The sequence below is a fragment of the Rhodococcus sp. P4_E4 genome, assembly GCF_056401575.1.
In genome coordinates, this window is record NZ_JBFUJB010000001.1 from 164,587 (window position 1) to 180,540 (window position 15,954).

A 15,954-nucleotide genomic window follows, 5' to 3' on the forward strand; every position below is an offset into this window, starting at 1 on the left:
ACGGCTGTACACGAACCCTGTTGCAATTAAAAGAGATACAGTCAAACCCTTACGAAAATTGCTACACACAAACATATTCCGACATTCGCATGCGCACATTCTTCGCCGTCCGACGGAATTCACAACGGTCTGTTGAAATTTGTTTCACCCCAGAGTGATTGATCGATCAACTGACAGGTGACCAGGGCAGTAAACCGGATGTCCAGTATTCGAATTGTCCGAAATAACGAGCAGAATGTTCCTCGTCACATCCCGCACCGAAGCAGTTGCGCGGAGCCTCGGGTCGCGTTCTACTTGCCTTGACTAATCATCTGTCACTCTCGGTTACAAACATCCGCCCCGTTCACGATCCCCACCTTTCGCCATCTCGAGAGATCAGGTTTCCCAATGGAATTCACGGAACTTGCCGACTATCCCCTACCTCCTGGGACCGTCACCGAGTGGACTCCTGCCGCAGTGAATCCGCCCGAACTGTGGCCTGTCGACCAGCGTCCCGCCAGCTACATACACGAAGCACACTTGAAACATGCCGAGCAGGCGAAACGGCAGGCGCACCATCACAACGACGGATGCACTCCGTCGTGGCTGGGTACCTCGTTTCGCATCCACGACCGACTCGACCGAAGGATCTGGGCGGCCACTCTCGATCACTGGATCGATCGCCACGAAGTGCTCCGAACACGAGTCGCCATGGAGGGCGAAGCGATAGTCCGACGCACCGCGGGTCCTGGAGACGTCCGAGTTCTGGGTAACGAAGTCGGACATCTTGCGTCCTCGATGTCCGTCTTCACGCATCTGCAGCAACTGCTCGACCGGTCGACCGATCCACTTGTCTGGCCTGCATACCAGTTCGCGACAATTGAAGGTCCCAACCATTTCACCGTGGTCTTTGCCGCTGATCATGCTCTGCTGGACGGATATTCGGTGGCGTTGACCGCGCACGAACTGCAGACGATCTACCGTTCGGCGAGCGAGGGAAGCCCTTCCTCGCCGCCGGAGACCGGAAGCTACATCGACTTCGGCACCAGGGAACGAGATCTCGTGGGACACGCGGACTGCTCTCACCCTGCGGTGCAGACGTGGCGCGAGTTCTACGCGCAGGGCGAGGCTCCGCTCTTTCCAGCGCTGCCCGAACCGGTCGCCGGACGCCGAGTCCCTCAGCAGAGCCTGTCCGCCTGGCTTCTGAGCGCCCGGGGAGCCGAACGCCTGGCAGAAGCGAGCAAGCGCAGCAACCAAGGATTCCTGGCCGCGATACTCGCGTGCGCGGCCAAGGTGACCGGCGATCTCACCGGTGCAGACGAATTCCGCGTCGTGGTGCCGCAACACACCCGTTCGGAGCTTCGATGGGCCGCGTCGCTGGGATGGTTCATCGGTGTTGTGCCGGTGAGGATTCCGATTACCCCCGCAGCAACCGTGAGCGATCTGGCCAAGGTTGCCGGCACGGAGATGCGACGCGTCCGTCCCGCAGCGGCCCTGCCGTATTCGAAAGTGTGCGAGCTGATCGACTCCCCGCAGCACCTGCCGTTCGTGCTCTCGTACATGGACGTTCGTCACGTTCCTGGTGCCGAGCAATGGACGAGCTGGCAGACCAGAGGCCTTCGTAGTCGCGATCATTCGGGAACCGACGTCTACATCTGGCTCACACGGACTCCCGAAGGGCTCAATCTGGCCATACGCCACCCAGGCAACGCGCGCACAAGCCGCCACATCCATCAGTTCGCGGGACTCCTACGCCGCGAAATGGAGGACTTTGCCTTCTCGACCGACACATGCTCACCTCCGACCAACACCGCTGTACCGATCAATACCGCCGTACCGATCAATACCGCTGCACCGATCGAGGAGAACTCTCATGGAAATGACACCCATCGATCTCTGGGCACCGAAAGCCGGGACGCTCACCGAGTTCAGGCCTACTGAGCAGTCCCTGACGGCAGCATCTCGGGCACCACTGAGCGACCAACCTCTCTCGTTCCTACAAGAGGGACACATTCGTACCGCCGATCACAAGCGCGCACAAGGCGTCGACTGGTCACCGTGGATCGGATTCACGTTCACTCTGCCCGGTGATCTCGATCGGGAGGCACTGCGTCGGGCTGTCCAAGCATTTGTATTGCGGCACAACACACTTCACAGTTGGTTCGAGGTGAGACCATCCGAAGATCCTGGCGGCAGCGGGGTCATCGACCGTCACGTGGTGGATGAATCGACGATCGAACTCGCGCCGCACAGCGTCGGTTCCCTGAACACGACCGATGCGGTTCGCGAGCATGTCAGCCGAAGTTTCGCAGGCGATACCAGCCCACTGCAATGGCCTTCGTTCACCAGTGGCGCCGTCGAGCACGGCACCGGCGCCGGTTTCACCATCTACTACGGCGTCGATCACTCGCACACCGACGGCCTGTCGCTGATGCTGGGCGTCGAAGAACTTCGTGCGCTGTACATCGCCGAAAGCGCCGGCATCGACGCTCAACTTCCCTCTCCCGGCAGCTACGTCGAGTACAGCGGCGAAGAACGGGCAGCGGCGAAGAACCTCGACCTATCCGCAGAACCTGTGCAGCAATGGATTTCGATTCTCGCCGCCAACGCCGGACAACTCCCGACGTTCCCCCTCGACCTCGGCGTCGCGCAGGGCGAACAGACCCGGTCGACCCGCACACATATCGACGTTCTCGACAGCGACGAGTCAGCCGCGTTCGCAGCGCTGTGCAAGTCCAATGGCGTCGGATTCTCCACGGGGATCTTCGCAGCCCTCGCCCTCACCGAGATCGAAGTTTCTGACAGAGCGAACTACTTCGCGCTCAACGCAGTCGGTACTCGTTCCGATCCGAGATACCTGTTTTCTCAAGGCTGGTTCATCAATCTCGTCCCGGTCTCGTTCACGCTGAGTGGTGTCACCACCTTCACCGATGCACTCCCCCTTGCTCACGCTGCTCGCGCAGCCGTGAAGGGACTCGCGGACGTGTCCATTCACTCGGTGATCGCCCAGGTGTCGAAGTTGACCGGATCCGACATCGGCGGAACCTCGGTCCCGCCGATGGTGTCGTACATCGACATGCGCCTGATTCCAGGTGCCGAGCACCACGACGAACTCGAAGCGCGCGCACTCGGTGGGCCAGGAACGACGGGTGATCTGTCGATGTGGATCAACCGGAAGGAAGACCGTACGTACGTGATGGTCAGTTTTCCCGATACCGAGCAAGCGCACACATCGGTGGATCGGTACCTTCGACACCTCCGCAACGTCCTGAGAACGGTCGCCGATACCGGCGACTACCGTGTCGTTCGTCAGGCGGATGCACGTCAGGAAGTGGAGACCGCCTGATGCACATCACCTTTCTCGACAGGTTCGAGGCACGGCCGGGCCGCATCCTGCAGTGGACGCCGAGCGAAATCTCCACCGGATCGACATATCCGGTTCCTCCGACCTCGAATCAGCAGCTGCATCTTGCCGGGAGCCGCGGCGATACGACTTGGCTCGCTGCCACTTTCGACGTTCCCGGCCCGATCGACACGGACGCACTCCGGGCCAGCTTCGAGGAATGGACGTCCCGTCACGACGCCCTGTCGTGCTCGTTCTCCCAGGCCGAAGAAGCGGATGAATCCTCGGCGCTGTTCGTCGACGTCGCCGATGTCGTCGATCTGCGCCTCCGTGAGGAAACAGTGGCGGACGCGCGAACGCCGGAACAGGTGCGAGAACTCTTGGGCGAGCGCTTGGATCGATGGTGCAATCCTTTTGCGTTTCCCGCCTACTTTCTCGGGGCCATCACCCGCGAGGACCAGTCGACAGTGATCTGCGGATTCGACCATGCCATCTGCGACGGCTGGTCCATGAGCATCGCAATTACCGAGATCAGCACTCTGTATCGTGAATACACGCGGGCGGACCGTAATCCGATCGCGTCAGATCTCTTGCCCGAGCCCGGGAGTTTCCTCAACTACTGCTTCCGTGAATCGGCAACCGCGGATCCAGAGCCCGGCGACCACCGCATTTCGGGGTGGCGGTCTTTCCTTCGATCTTGCGGGGGTGACACTCCCCATTTTCCCGTAGATCTGGGGCTGCCCGCCGGGACCATGTCGCCCCAGGGCACAGACACCCGAATGCTCCTCGACGCCGACGAAGCAGAGCTGTTCGACCAGAACTGCGCCGATCATCGACACTCGTCGTTCGGTGCGATTCTTGCGTCGATCGGTTTGGCCACAACACAATTGACCGACAAGAGAGACACACGCCTTCTGTTCCCTGTTCACACGCGTCGGGAACCGCGGCACAACCACACCTTCGGCTGGCTGGTGGCCAATGCACCCATCACCGTGACGAGCATGGATGATCTTCACAGCACGGCTCGGGCAGTCAATCTCGCTTTCCACGAGTCACTTTCACTGTCGTCCGTGTCGTCGAGACAAGTGTTGAGGAGCTTGGGACCCGAGGTTTCGCCCACTCGCCGAGACATCTTCTCGGTGTCCTACGCCGACTACCGGACCATGCCCGGTGGATCTCGCCCCCGCGAATCACGGCCCGGCGACTCACAACCTGCGCCGATCAATCCGCAGCAAGTCAGTCGCGTGTCGAGCGCCGACGACGTTCAGTTCTGGTTTTCGCGCACCCACGACGGGCTGGCAGTGCGCACCCGATTTCCGGCACCCGCCGCCCAGGCAGTGCTCACCTTCCTCGAGTGCGTATCCGAGATTCTGTCGACGCCGTAACCAGACGGCTGTGCATCCGCGGATCTATTTGACACTTCTTTGTTGTGCACAACTTAACTGTGCGCTACAGTTGTTCTCGTGACCAACCCACTCGCTCTCGAACGCCAGGTCTGCTTCGCCCTCTATTCGGCGTCGCGGGCCACTACGGCCGCGTACCGGGCAATGCTCGACGACCTGGGAATCACGTATCCCCAGTACCTCGTCCTGTTGACACTCTGGGAACGAGACGGCCGGGGCGTGCGTGAGATCTGTGAGGCACTCGATCTCGATACCGGAACTCTGTCGCCGCTGCTCAAGAGGCTGGAGGGTCTGGGATTCATCGAGCGCCGACGCCTCACCACGGACGAGCGTCGCGTCGAGATTCACCTGACCGAGGCGGGTTCCACCTTGCGCAGCAAGGCCGAGGACATCCCGGCCAAGCTCGCAGGCGCCACTGGTCTGAGTAACGACGAACTCACCGAACTCCGAGACGTTCTCACTCGTCTCGGTGAGTCACTTCAAGCATCCAACGCCCACTCCGACGGAAAGAAGAAGTCATGAATATCGTCTACACCGCAGAAGCACTTGCCACCGGCGAAGGCCGCAACGGTCACGCTCGCACTTCGGACGGACGCCTCGATCTCGGCCTCGCCATTCCCAAGGAAATGGGTGGCAGTGGCGAAGGCACCAACCCCGAGCAGCTCTTTGCCGCCGGATACGCAGCATGCTTCCACTCCGCTCTGCAGATGGTCGCCCGCGCCGAGAAGGCCAACGTGGCTGATTCCGCAGTCGGCGCGCGGGTCGGCATCGGCCCCAACGGTGCAGGAGGCTTCGGACTCGCTGTGACGCTGGAGGTTTCACTCCCCCATCTGCCCCATGATCAGGCCGTCGAGTTGACGGAGAAGGCGCACCAGGTGTGCCCGTACTCCAATGCAACTCGCGGCAACATCGAGGTCACCCTCGAAGTAAGTAAGGACGACGAATGAGCACCACCACTGTCAGCCGGGAAATCCGTCTCGCTTCACGCCCGAACGGTTGGCCCACCTCGGAGAACTTCGCCACCGCCGAAGTAGAACTCCCCGAACTCGAAGACGGCCAGATCCTGGTCCGCAACATCGCCATCTCCGTCGACCCGTACATGCGCGGCCGAATGAACGACGTGAAGTCCTACCTTCCGCCGTTCCAGGTCGGTGCGCCGCTCGACGGTGGTGCTGTCGGCGAGGTCGTCGAATCCAAGTCGGCTGATCGCGCTGTGGGCGACGTTGTCGTCCACGGCCTCGGGTTGGGGGGATAAGCCCAACTTCAAGGAAGGCGATACCGTATTCGTCTCCGGCGCAGCCGGTGCCGTCGGATCGCTCGTCGGTCAGATCGCCAAGTTGCTCGGAGCGAAGCGAGTAATCGGTAGCGCCGGTTCACCGGCGAAGGTTGCCCGACTTCTCGAACTCGGATTCGATGCGGCATTCGACTACCACGACGGCCCGATCACCGAACTGCTCGCCGCTGCCGCCCCTGACGGCATCGACGTGTACTTCGACAACGTCGGTGGCGAGCATCTCGAAGCCGCCATCGATGCCATGAACCAGGGTGGCCGGATTGCCCTGTGCGGAGCCATCGCTCAGTACAACACCACCGAGAAGCCCACCGCTCCCCACAACCTGGCACTGGTGATCGGCAAGCAGCTCACACTGCGCGGATTCCTCGTGGGCGGCTACCGTCACCTCGGTGGCGAATTCCGCACCCACATGGCAGGGTGGCTCGCCGACAACAAGATTCAGTGGGACGAGACCATCGTCGAAGGCCTGGAGAATGCACCGCAAGCGTTCATCGACCTGATGCGCGGCGCAAACACCGGCAAGATGGTTGTCACGCTGTAACCCGAACAACATCTGGCTCGAACGAATATGAAGGTGGCCGCGAACTTCKMGAAGTATCGTGTGACTTCTTGTTCGACCCCACGACCTTCGGATAACCTCGCTGCTCGAACGGACCGTCCGGTCCGATGTAACTGCCGCCGAAGGCATCCGGCGCGGTTGCCGCCCACAGTTCGGGAAGGGCACCCATCTCCGCGGACTGCGCGAAGATCGAATTGCCGATTCCCATCAGCTTGTCCTGGATCGACTCGGTGTGACCCTGCAGGTTCGTCGACGCGTATCCCGGATGCGAAGCAAGCGCTTTGAGCGAAGATCCCGAGGCCGCAAGCCTGCGTTGAAGTTCGTACGTGAACAACAAATTGGCAAGCTTGGACTGCCCGTAGGCCAACCAGCGGTTGTACTTCCGACGCTCGAAATTGAGATCGTCCAGATCGACAGTTCCGAGCTGATGCAGGGCACTGGACATCGTCACGACACGGTCGGTGAGCTTGTCCTTCAGCAATCCGGTCAACGCGAAGTGCCCGAGATGGTTTGTGCCGATCTGCATTTCGAATCCATCGACAGTCCGGCGAAACGGAACCGCCATCACGCCGGCGTTGTTCACCAGGACGTCGACCTTCTCCGTTGCGTCGGCAAAGGCTCGTACCGACGACAGATCCGAGAGGTCCAATTTGCGGACAACCGCGTTGGGTCCGATCTCGGCGGCCACGGCATCGGCCTTCGTGGTGTCACGACAGGCGAGGACGACGTCGGCCCCGGCTTTGCCAAGCGCCCGTGCGACTACCTCACCCAGTCCGCTGTTCGCCCCCGTGACGACAAATGTGCGGCCGGTCTGATCGACTACGTCTTCTGCGGTCCATTTGGTCATGCATTCCAGCGTACGTGCCTTACCCGCCGGTAGGGAGGGGTCGCTTTTCTGTCATCGCTTGCGTTTGGCGCGGATCGGCTTTGCACCCGGCAGCGGCGGTGCTGCAGCCACCCTGGGCGACGGGGGCGCAGTCACTCCGGGTGTCGGCGACGATTCAGCTTCCTTCTGCTCCGCCGCGATCCGGCCGTAGACCAAATGCTGTTGTCCCAGCGTCCAGCAGTTGTTACTCACGAAATACAGCAGGATCGCCACGGGCGCGAAAGCACCGAAAGCGATCACACCCACCGGAAACACCCACAATGCGAGCTTGTTCATGATCGCTGTTTGAGGGTTGACGGTTCCGGTGACCACTTGGCGCGCGATGGACGCCCGCGACGTGAAATGTGTAGCGACGGCGGCGAAGATCATCAGCGGTACGGCAACCAGAATGATGGAGATACGGCTGACGTCGCCGAACGCTTCCAGTTGCGCTGCCGGACTCGAAATCATGGCGGACAACGGCGCGCCGAACAGTTTGGCGTCGAGAAACGACTGCACGTCCGAGGCACTGAAGAAGTAGTTGGCCGTATTCGCGTTGTCCGCCACCGACATCGGTTCGGTCGGGCTCAGAAACGGGACGTGCGATGCCGCTCCAGTCCGATTGAACGATCGCAGGACGTGATAAAGGCCGATGAACACCGGTGCCTGAACGAGCATCGGCAGACAGCCGAGCAACGGACTGTAGTTGTGTTCCTTCTGCAGCTTGGCCATCTCGACAGTGAGTTTCTGCCGGTCACCCGAATACTTCTTCTGCAACGCCTTGATCTGAGGTTGCAGCTTCTGCATCACCAGTTGGGTGCGGACCTGCTTGACGAAGGGTTTGAACAGCAAAGCCTTGAGCGTGAAGACCAGAAATACGACCGACAACGCCCATACGACGCCGTTGTCGGGTGATCCGGAGATCAGTGAAAAGACCTTGTGCCAGAACCAGAGGATTCCGGACACGGGGTAGTAGACAAAATCGAGCATGACGAATGAACCTCACCGAGAGGCACGCTCAGAGAGATGAGAGCGCGGGAATGGTCGTGGACGCAAGACGTCTGACCGACCTACGACGAGTTCACTCCCGCCGACGGCCGACCTACAAACCGATTCCCGGAGCTCGAGGCTGTGGACGGCCGGGCGCGTCCGGGCTGCTCTGCCTGCGGAAAGCGCCACGCAGGCAGCGTTCGTCATCAGAGGGGCCAGTGGCCGAAACCGTGCACAGCTGCAGAAGTTCGTACTTCGGCGACGTTGCGAGGGCTGCGACCACGAAGACGGCAATCGCAGTTCCCAGCACCGCGGCGCTACCCGACGATCCAAGCGGAGGCACGGCGAGAAGAGCGATGAACGGCAGCAGAATCAGCAACAGTGACCGTGTCACCGTTCCCGTGCTCCGCTGTTGCATGACTGCGAGAGTACAGAACATCTGCCGATTCCAGCTAGACGCTTGCCTCACGTACTTGTTCGCGCAGCCATTTGTGTGCTGGATCGTGGTCCAGCCGACCGTGCCACTGTTGGTGGATGGTGACGGCCGGTAGTTCGGTCGGCACCGCAAACCAAGCGACATCGAGGCGAGCGGCAAAGTATCGGGCAAGCCTTTCCGGCACCAGTGCAACGAGATCGCTGTCGGCCGCCATGAGCGCCGCCGCAACGGGCGAGGCAACCACCGCGATCACCCGCCGGCGCATTCCGACTGCGGACAACGCGTCGTCGATCGGTCCGTGTGTCCGGCCACGTCTGGATGTCGAGACATGTGGATGCTCACACAACTGCGCGAGTGTCGGCTGAGCCGTGCGGGCCAACGGCGACGACTTCGATACCAAGCCCACATGACCCTCTCGGTAGAGAATCTCACTGCACACATCAGAGGACGGCAACGGATCAGCGCCGATATCGAGATCGATCGAACCGTTCCGCAGCGAGTCGACGTCCTCGTTTCCCTCTCCGACACAACGGATTACAGCGTTCGGCGCTTCCGCCGCGAAACGCCGGACCAGAGCCGGGGTGAGGCTGGCCGCCGTGCCCTCGTTGATTCGGATCACGAAAGTCCGCTCGAGTTCTGCTGGTTCGAAGTTCTTGCGGTCGATCAACAGGCCTTGCGCCCCTTCCAGGAGCGATCGGACCTGAGGTGCTGCACGCAACGCAAACGGCGTCGGTACCAACCCACGCCCGGCACGAACAAAGATCGGGTCATCCATCGCACGCCGGAGACGCCCCAAAGCCCTACTGGTTGCCGGTATCGACAAGTTCAATCGCTCGGCCGCGCCGGTGACACTGCCCTCCGCTACCAGAGCGTCGAACACTCTCAAAAGATTGAGGTCCATATCCATCGCCATAGTTGCACCATACGCAACTATCTACTGCAATCTTTGCAGTAGACGCACGTTACCGAGATCCCTACTGTCGTTTCAGTAGCCGAATTGGCTGTCGATCAACAACTCCCGCAATAGAACAAATTTCCGCAAAGAGGTGCGTCTTGTCCACAAATACTTCGATACCGACGGAGGGTCGGGCGAACTCGGACGCGCGACAAGGATTGGTGCTCGCAACGTTGTGCGCGGTCACCGTCCTCGTTATTGCGTTCGTCGCGGCCATCAACCTGGCAGTTCCGCTCCTGACGTCCGGGTCTCTGCATCCTTCCTCGACGCAGCTTCTATGGATCGTCGATTCCTACGTCACGGTCTTCGCCTGTCTGGTGATCCCCTGCGGGGCACTCGGTGATCGCTTCGGACGCAAAGGGGTGCTGACCATCGGGTTGATCCTCTTCGCAGCAGGCGCCGCCGTGTCCGCGAGTTCCCCCACAGTGGCGGTGATGCTGATCGGCCGCTGCGTCACCGGAGTCGGAGCCGCCTGTGTTCTGTCGAACAGCCTCGCAATCCTCATGCACGCGACTCCCCCACAGAAGCGTCCTCGCGCAATTGCCATTTGGGCATCGTCGACCGGATTCGGCGGCGTGGCAGGGAATGTCGGTGGTGGCGCGCTTCTGCAGACCGGGTCCTGGCGCTGGTTGTTCGTCGCCGTCGTACCCATCGCGTTGGCAGGTGCTGCCGCAGTCGCCAACCTTGCTCCTCGCACCCCTCGAAATCACCGCGGTCTCGACCCCGTCGGAACCGTCTTGCTGACGGCGGCGACGTTCGGGTTGCTGGTCGGCGTCATCGAAGGACCCGAAAGTGGTTGGGGCAGCATCACGGTGATCTCAGCATTCGTCGCGTCGGCGGCGCTTTATGCGGCATGGATCATCGTCGAGCTCCGCGTCGAGCAACCCTTGCTGGATCCGCGGTTGTTCCGCCTTCCTCTGCTGCGCGCGGGATGCCTGGGAATGACCGTCGCGTTCTTCGGTCTGTTCGCACTGTTCTACGTCAACGCATCATTTCTGCAGTACGCCAAGGGATTCAGCGTTCTCACCACCGGCCTGGCGGTGATACCGCTGACCATTCCACTGCTGTTCGGTGCTCGCTTCGTGCCGCTGATCTCGGCTCGTCTGGGTTCCACCATCACCGTGGCGGCAGCGTTCGCGTTCATCGGGGTCGGCATGTTCGGGCTGTCGACCAGCACAGCCCACACTCCCTATTTCGCCTACGCGTTGTGGCTCGTCGTCATCGGCATCGGCGCGGCAGCCGCGCTCCCCGTATTGACTCACGACATCGCGGACTCGCTGCCCCTCGAACAGGCAGGCGTCGGTTCAGGACTGCAGGCGACGGCACGAGAATTCGGCAGCGCCTTGGGCGTCGCCGTCATCGGCACCATCTTGACCAGCCGTTTCATCAGCGCATTGCCCGACGCGATGCGCGACGGAGACGGCGCCGCGCCACGCACGGTCGCAGACGGACTCGAGATGGCCGACACTCCCCTCGCTCACGACGCCGTCCTGAGTGCCTTCACCACCGGCGCGGACAGCGCCGTGCGCGTCATCGCGGTCATCACCCTGATCGCCGGCTGCCTGGTCACTGCGCAATCCGCGTGGTCGAACAGAACGCGAACGAAGGAGACAGAACAGGTGCACTGACAGCTCGTCCGGCCAGTGATTCCGTCAGCACCTGGCCGAACAATTCCGCATCGTCGATAAGCCAATTGTGATTGCCAGGAACCTCGCGAACCTCGGGATCACCCAAGGCGGCGCAGACAGCATGAAAACTCGTTCGCGGAATCACATGATCATCAGCTCCCCACAACACGACAACAGGCATCGCGCGGACTGCGATCTCTTCGAGTGCATCGATGAGATCCGCAGTCCGCGCGAGGTTGCCCGTTTGCCACACTCCACGGGCGTTGCGAAGCGCGTTGAACGCGAACTCGTCGAGTCGAAACTGCGGGATTCTGCGAGCGTGTACCGACTCGGCAGCCTCGACCATCGCCGACCCACACCAGTTCCACCACGGACGTTCACGAATCGGGCGCTCCTGACCACCCGCACTCGACCACACGCCACCACCAACCGAGTTCACCAGAACCAAGCGCGAGACTCGCGTGGGGAAGTCCCGCGCCACTGCTGTCGCTACACCGCCGCCGAACGAATGCCCGACGACGGTCACCGGACCGGTAACTCCGGCCGCGTCGAGAAACCGCGTCACCCACGCCGCATAACCTTCGAAGTTGCGATCGGCTCGGTCTAGTTCAGCCGTACCGCCAAGTCCCGGAAGCGCAGGCGCAATCACCCTGGATCCCCGGTGAACGACGGCAGCAAGCGCAGATCCATAGGCGCGAGGGGACAACCCCCAACCGTGCAGAAACAGCACTGTCTCGCCGTGCCCACCGACGCCGAAGTCGACAGGTCGAGAATCGACCACGGCGGTGCGCCACTCGATGAATGCATCGGTTCGACTTGCGGAGACAATCATGATCAAATCCCAGTTCAGGTGAGGTTTTTCTCCGGGTGAAGTATCGAACTCGATGTTGCCGCGCACGCACCGGCGCGGCGACGACCGTAGTACCTGCATCGGTACCTACTTCTTTCTTCTGCCACTTCGCGAGACGTCACGATTGCCGACACGCCACTCGAAAACAGGTATGCATCCCGTCCAACTGACCGGCGCGAACACGTCGAGGCGAAACCAGGCTGTGTGTCACAAGCCGAAGCCCGATCACGCCCAGCCGGATACCTGCTTCGGGACGCACCGACGCGAAGGCAACACGAGAAATGTCGCACCACCGATTCACCAGCCCCAGCACGACGAAGAACGCACTCGGAAGGGCGCTTGTCATCGGCGCTCTTTCACTGACAACCCTTGCCGTCAGTATCGACACCGCGAACGCTCAGGCCCCCTTGCTTCCGGACTGGAACACCGCCGGAGTTTCCGTCGTCACGAATCCGGCGAAAGTGTCAGCTTTCGCTTCCTCGGATGGAGGCCGCGCATTGGCAGCCGCAGAGTCCAAGATCGGCGCACCGTACGTCTGGGGCGCGACCGGACCGGACTCGTTCGACTGCTCCGGCCTCGTTCAATGGGCCTATGCACAAGCGGGCGTTTCAATTCCGCGAACTACCTACGACCAGGCGGTCGGCGGAGCTCCGATTTCCCGGGACGATCTCCAGCCAGGTGACGTAGTCCTGTACTACGGCGGGGAACATGTGGGGATCTATGCCGGAGGCGGTGAGGTCCTTCACGCCCCGACGTCCGGGGAGTCGGTCAAACGCGCACCCGTGGACTCGATGCCATACTATCTCGCCCGGCGCTACTGACATGTATCACGTCAACTTGACAAAAAGTCTTGTATCGCAACGATATTCGGGCCGTTCATCACGATCCGAATGCTTGACACTCCCCCAATGCGCGGAATGTGATGCCATCCTCTCCCCCGCGAGCGCGGTCTGCACCAGGTGTCGCGGAGCGCGGTTGGACGTAACGCGGTGTTGCGGAGACGGCACTGTCGTGTCCTGGCGAACGGTTCACGGCGACCCCACGACCGTTCTCGCCATCGTCGAATTGGACGAGGGGCCGTGGCTGTACACGTTGCTCACGGAATCCCCGCGCGCGGATGCGTCCGGACCGCTGCGAGTATTGTTTCAACGGCGAGAACTAGGTAAGCGGTACCCGGTGTTCTGCCTGTGCGGCGACGATCGGGGAGAACTGCAATCGGACTTCAGCTCCGATCTGCTGAACCATTGACCTCGCGCGAGTCACGCTCCTGCGCAGTCGATACCACCCACGCCGCGATCTGCGCTCTGGAGGTGAAACCCAATTTCGTCAGCACGTGCTCCACGTGCCCCTGTGCTGTCCGCGGCGAAATGACGAGATGCTCTGCGACAGCGCGATTGGTCAGGCCCTGCGCAACCAGTTCCGCAACCTGCAGTTCACGACGAGTAAGTCGAATCGCCTCGGTCGACGATGTTTCCGGGACTCTGTGATGCTCGTCGAGCGCGTACGCGACAGCTTCACCCTCGGTCATCACAATTCCCCGGTGAAACTGCTTGTCGAAAGCACCCTTACCCAATGCCTTTTGAGCATCGTTTGCCGCCTTGTCATGGTGGGGTGACAAGATCGGAAGCCCCGCGAGCCGACTCCCGACCTTCTGCCAGTACATCGCCGCAGCGCCGAGTAGAACCGCCGATTGCTTCCAATCACGTTGCGCTGCAGCAATCCACGCCAACTGTTCGATACACCACGCCGAGTTCATTGAAGCGGCCGTGGCCCGCAGACTTCGCGCCAAATGGTCACGTGCGCGCTCGAGGTCACCTCGAAACCAGTCCACAAGCCCTAGATTGCTAAGCGCCGACGCCTGATACATCACTTCGTGCGGCGGTCCGGTGATGGCAAGGGACTCGTCGAAACACTCCACCGATCGCTCCAGCGCGCCGGTAAAGATGCAAGCGAGCCCGAGGGTAATCAAGCCGGCCACTTTGTGCTCTAGATTCTCAGCTGATTGGAAAAGCGATACGGCAGCCTCCAACTTCCTGGCGGCAGTGTCGAATTCGCCGTTGAACGTGTCGACATATCCGTCCGCCCATCCAGCCAAGCCTCGAGAGCGTACATCTCCCACGACCTCGGCAAGGCGCCAACTCTCCTCTACCTGTCCGCGCGCCCGGACGAGGTCACCCTGCATCCCATGCGCTACGGCGTCGATACACAGAATTTCCACGCGATAAGTGTCCGGCTCCCCATCGGAAGCTCTCAGGGTTCGATCCGCCCAGTGCCGCGCCGAAGCGATCCGACCGCCGAGAACCCAGAATCGGTACAGCGCCGCGACCATTCGCGTCGCTGATCGCGTCTGACCCGGCGTCGAGATCGAAAACTCCAGCGCGTCGTAGACGTTGTGCAGTTCACGACCCAGCCTTGCGATCCACGCAGCTTGCTGGTCGCTGATCCACTCGGCTTCCGCACGAACGACCAGCGCTTCGAACCAATCACGGTGGCGCCATCGAAGTTCCACGTAGTCGTTCGAGAACTCGGCCTTCTCTCGTCCGTACTCCCGGAGTAGATCGAGAAGGTGGTATCTGACTGAGCCGTCGATCTCCTCACGAATGAGGATGGACTTCTCGACCAGCGCAGTGACGAGATCGAGCACTTCCGTCGAACTCGAATCCTGCCCGCAAACACCCTCGGCAGCATCGAGATCGAACCCACCCGAGAACACCGACAGCCTCGCCCACAACCGTTGTTCACGCGGTGAGCACAAGTCGTAACTCCAATCGATCGACAATCGCAGGGTCTGCTGACGACTGGGAACATCACGCCCACCGGAAGTCAAAAGGCTGTAACGATCAGAAAGCCGATACATGATCTGCTCCGCCGACATAGATCGCAGCCGAGCAGCAGCCAACTCGATCGGCAACGGCAATCCGTCCAGATCGTGGCAGATACGGGCAACGGCATTCCGGTTCCCTTCGGTCAACACGAAACCCGGCACCACAGTCGCAGCTCTTTCTGCGAACAACAAAACAGACTCGTACCGAGCCAGCCCATCGAAAGCGCGCGGCCCCCGCAGTTCCGGCGTAGTGAGAGAAGGAACCCGCATCACCACCTCACCGCCCACACCCAGAGACTCTCGCGACGTCGCCAGAATCTTCACACCAGCACACCGACGCAAGATCGCCCCGGCGAACCCGGCAACCGAATCCACCAGGTGTTCACAGTTGTCGAACACCAACAGCAGACTCCGATCGGCGCAAAATTCGATCAAAGCGCGCAGCGGATCAGACGACGAAACCGGCCGCACCCCCAAAGTCACGGCGACATAATCCGCGAGCAGATCCGGATCCGACAACTCCCCCAACTCCACCAACCAGGTACCGTCGCTGAACACCCGCTGCAGCGCACCCGCAAGCCGAATCGCGAGACGTGTCTTGCCCACGCCCCCGACGCCGGTCAGCGTCAACAAACGGGACGACTCGAACAATCTTCTGGCATCGGCCAACTCACGCCGCCGACCGACAAAACTCGTCAACTCCAACGGCAAGTTACCGACAACCCGATGATCGGCTTCTGCACGCACAGCGGATGCCATCGACCGACTCGCTTTCTGCGATTCCACTCCAAAACCAACGCTACCCCCGCGAACTGCACCCGAGAAGCG

At 61.2% G+C, this 15,954-nt stretch carries 14 protein-coding genes and 1 pseudogene; 9 read left to right on the forward strand and 6 right to left on the reverse strand.

The annotated features are described in order from the left end of the window. Nucleotides 1-387: 387 nt before the first annotated feature. From AC1DVN_RS00765 to AC1DVN_RS00790, 6 genes and pseudogenes are all read left to right on the forward strand, one after another. Nucleotides 388-1,920 (forward strand): condensation domain-containing protein, encoded by a 1,533-nt coding sequence (locus AC1DVN_RS00765; RefSeq protein WP_477993151.1) that lies wholly within the window; start codon nucleotides 388-390, stop codon nucleotides 1,918-1,920. Continuing rightward, nucleotides 1,853-3,325: a condensation domain-containing protein gene (locus AC1DVN_RS00770; protein WP_097386974.1), complete on the forward strand. Its 1,473-nt coding sequence runs from the start codon at nucleotides 1,853-1,855 to the stop codon at nucleotides 3,323-3,325. The genes AC1DVN_RS00765 and AC1DVN_RS00770 overlap by 68 nt, the downstream gene beginning before the upstream one ends. Beyond that, nucleotides 3,325-4,707: a condensation domain-containing protein gene (locus AC1DVN_RS00775; protein ID WP_259116957.1), complete on the forward strand. Its 1,383-nt coding sequence runs from the start codon at nucleotides 3,325-3,327 to the stop codon at nucleotides 4,705-4,707. The genes AC1DVN_RS00770 and AC1DVN_RS00775 overlap by 1 nt, the downstream gene beginning before the upstream one ends. 78 nt (nucleotides 4,708-4,785) lie before the next feature. Then, nucleotides 4,786-5,247: a MarR family winged helix-turn-helix transcriptional regulator gene (locus tag AC1DVN_RS00780; protein WP_003940568.1), complete on the forward strand. Its 462-nt coding sequence runs from the start codon at nucleotides 4,786-4,788 to the stop codon at nucleotides 5,245-5,247. Continuing rightward, entirely contained in the window at nucleotides 5,244-5,672 is a 429-nt protein-coding gene (locus AC1DVN_RS00785; protein ID WP_003939720.1) for an organic hydroperoxide resistance protein, read from the forward strand. The genes AC1DVN_RS00780 and AC1DVN_RS00785 overlap by 4 nt, the downstream gene beginning before the upstream one ends. Further along, nucleotides 5,669-6,560: pseudogene (locus AC1DVN_RS00790) on the forward strand (NADP-dependent oxidoreductase). The gene AC1DVN_RS00785 and the pseudogene AC1DVN_RS00790 overlap by 4 nt, the downstream one beginning before the upstream one ends. On the opposite strand, the gene AC1DVN_RS00795 reads toward AC1DVN_RS00790, so the two are convergent. The 4 genes from AC1DVN_RS00795 to AC1DVN_RS00810 all read right to left on the reverse strand — a co-directional run bounded on the left by AC1DVN_RS00795 (nucleotide 6,550) and on the right by AC1DVN_RS00810 (nucleotide 9,782). Continuing rightward, nucleotides 6,550-7,425, reverse strand: a complete 876-nt coding sequence (locus AC1DVN_RS00795) for an oxidoreductase (protein WP_477993153.1) — start codon at nucleotides 7,423-7,425, stop codon at nucleotides 6,550-6,552. The pseudogene AC1DVN_RS00790 and the gene AC1DVN_RS00795 sit on opposite strands and share 11 nt — an antisense overlap. Nucleotides 7,426-7,476: 51 nt before the next feature. Beyond that, nucleotides 7,477-8,433 (reverse strand): membrane protein insertase YidC, encoded by a 957-nt coding sequence (yidC, locus tag AC1DVN_RS00800; protein WP_019745039.1) that lies wholly within the window; start codon nucleotides 8,431-8,433, stop codon nucleotides 7,477-7,479. Between the two features lie 112 nt (nucleotides 8,434-8,545). Beyond that, entirely contained in the window at nucleotides 8,546-8,851 is a 306-nt protein-coding gene (locus tag AC1DVN_RS00805; protein ID WP_029536945.1) for a DUF6412 domain-containing protein, read from the reverse strand. A 34-nt stretch (nucleotides 8,852-8,885) separates the two neighbouring features. Continuing rightward, complete coding sequence (locus tag AC1DVN_RS00810) at nucleotides 8,886-9,782, reverse strand: LysR family transcriptional regulator (protein WP_020908881.1); 897 nt, start codon at nucleotides 9,780-9,782, stop codon at nucleotides 8,886-8,888. Between the two features lie 203 nt (nucleotides 9,783-9,985). Between AC1DVN_RS00810 and AC1DVN_RS00815 the strand changes: the two genes are divergently transcribed. After that, nucleotides 9,986-11,452, forward strand: a complete 1,467-nt coding sequence (locus tag AC1DVN_RS00815; RefSeq protein WP_264613252.1) for an MFS transporter — start codon at nucleotides 9,986-9,988, stop codon at nucleotides 11,450-11,452. On the opposite strand, the gene AC1DVN_RS00820 is transcribed toward AC1DVN_RS00815, so the two are convergent. Beyond that, on the reverse strand, nucleotides 11,391-12,284 hold the full coding sequence (locus AC1DVN_RS00820) for an alpha/beta fold hydrolase (RefSeq protein WP_264613253.1): 894 nt from the start codon (nucleotides 12,282-12,284) through the stop codon (nucleotides 11,391-11,393). The two genes, AC1DVN_RS00815 and AC1DVN_RS00820, sit on opposite strands and share 62 nt — an antisense overlap. A 299-nt stretch (nucleotides 12,285-12,583) precedes the next feature. Here AC1DVN_RS00820 and AC1DVN_RS00825 point away from each other — a divergent pair, with 299 nt between their 5' ends. Both AC1DVN_RS00825 and AC1DVN_RS00830 read left to right on the forward strand, forming a co-directional pair. After that, nucleotides 12,584-13,123 carry a C40 family peptidase gene (locus AC1DVN_RS00825; protein ID WP_021332140.1) on the forward strand — a complete coding sequence of 180 codons (540 nt, stop codon included), beginning with the start codon at nucleotides 12,584-12,586 and terminating at the stop codon, nucleotides 13,121-13,123. A gap of 190 nt (nucleotides 13,124-13,313) precedes the next feature. Further along, a complete protein-coding gene (locus AC1DVN_RS00830) occupies nucleotides 13,314-13,550 on the forward strand; it encodes a PhlB family protein (protein WP_020970572.1) in 237 nt (78 codons plus the stop codon). On the opposite strand, the gene AC1DVN_RS00835 is transcribed toward AC1DVN_RS00830, so the two are convergent. Further along, nucleotides 13,525-15,885: an ATP-binding protein gene (locus tag AC1DVN_RS00835; protein WP_477993157.1), complete on the reverse strand. Its 2,361-nt coding sequence runs from the start codon at nucleotides 15,883-15,885 to the stop codon at nucleotides 13,525-13,527. The two genes, AC1DVN_RS00830 and AC1DVN_RS00835, sit on opposite strands and share 26 nt — an antisense overlap. Between the last annotated feature and the right edge of the window lie 69 nt (nucleotides 15,886-15,954).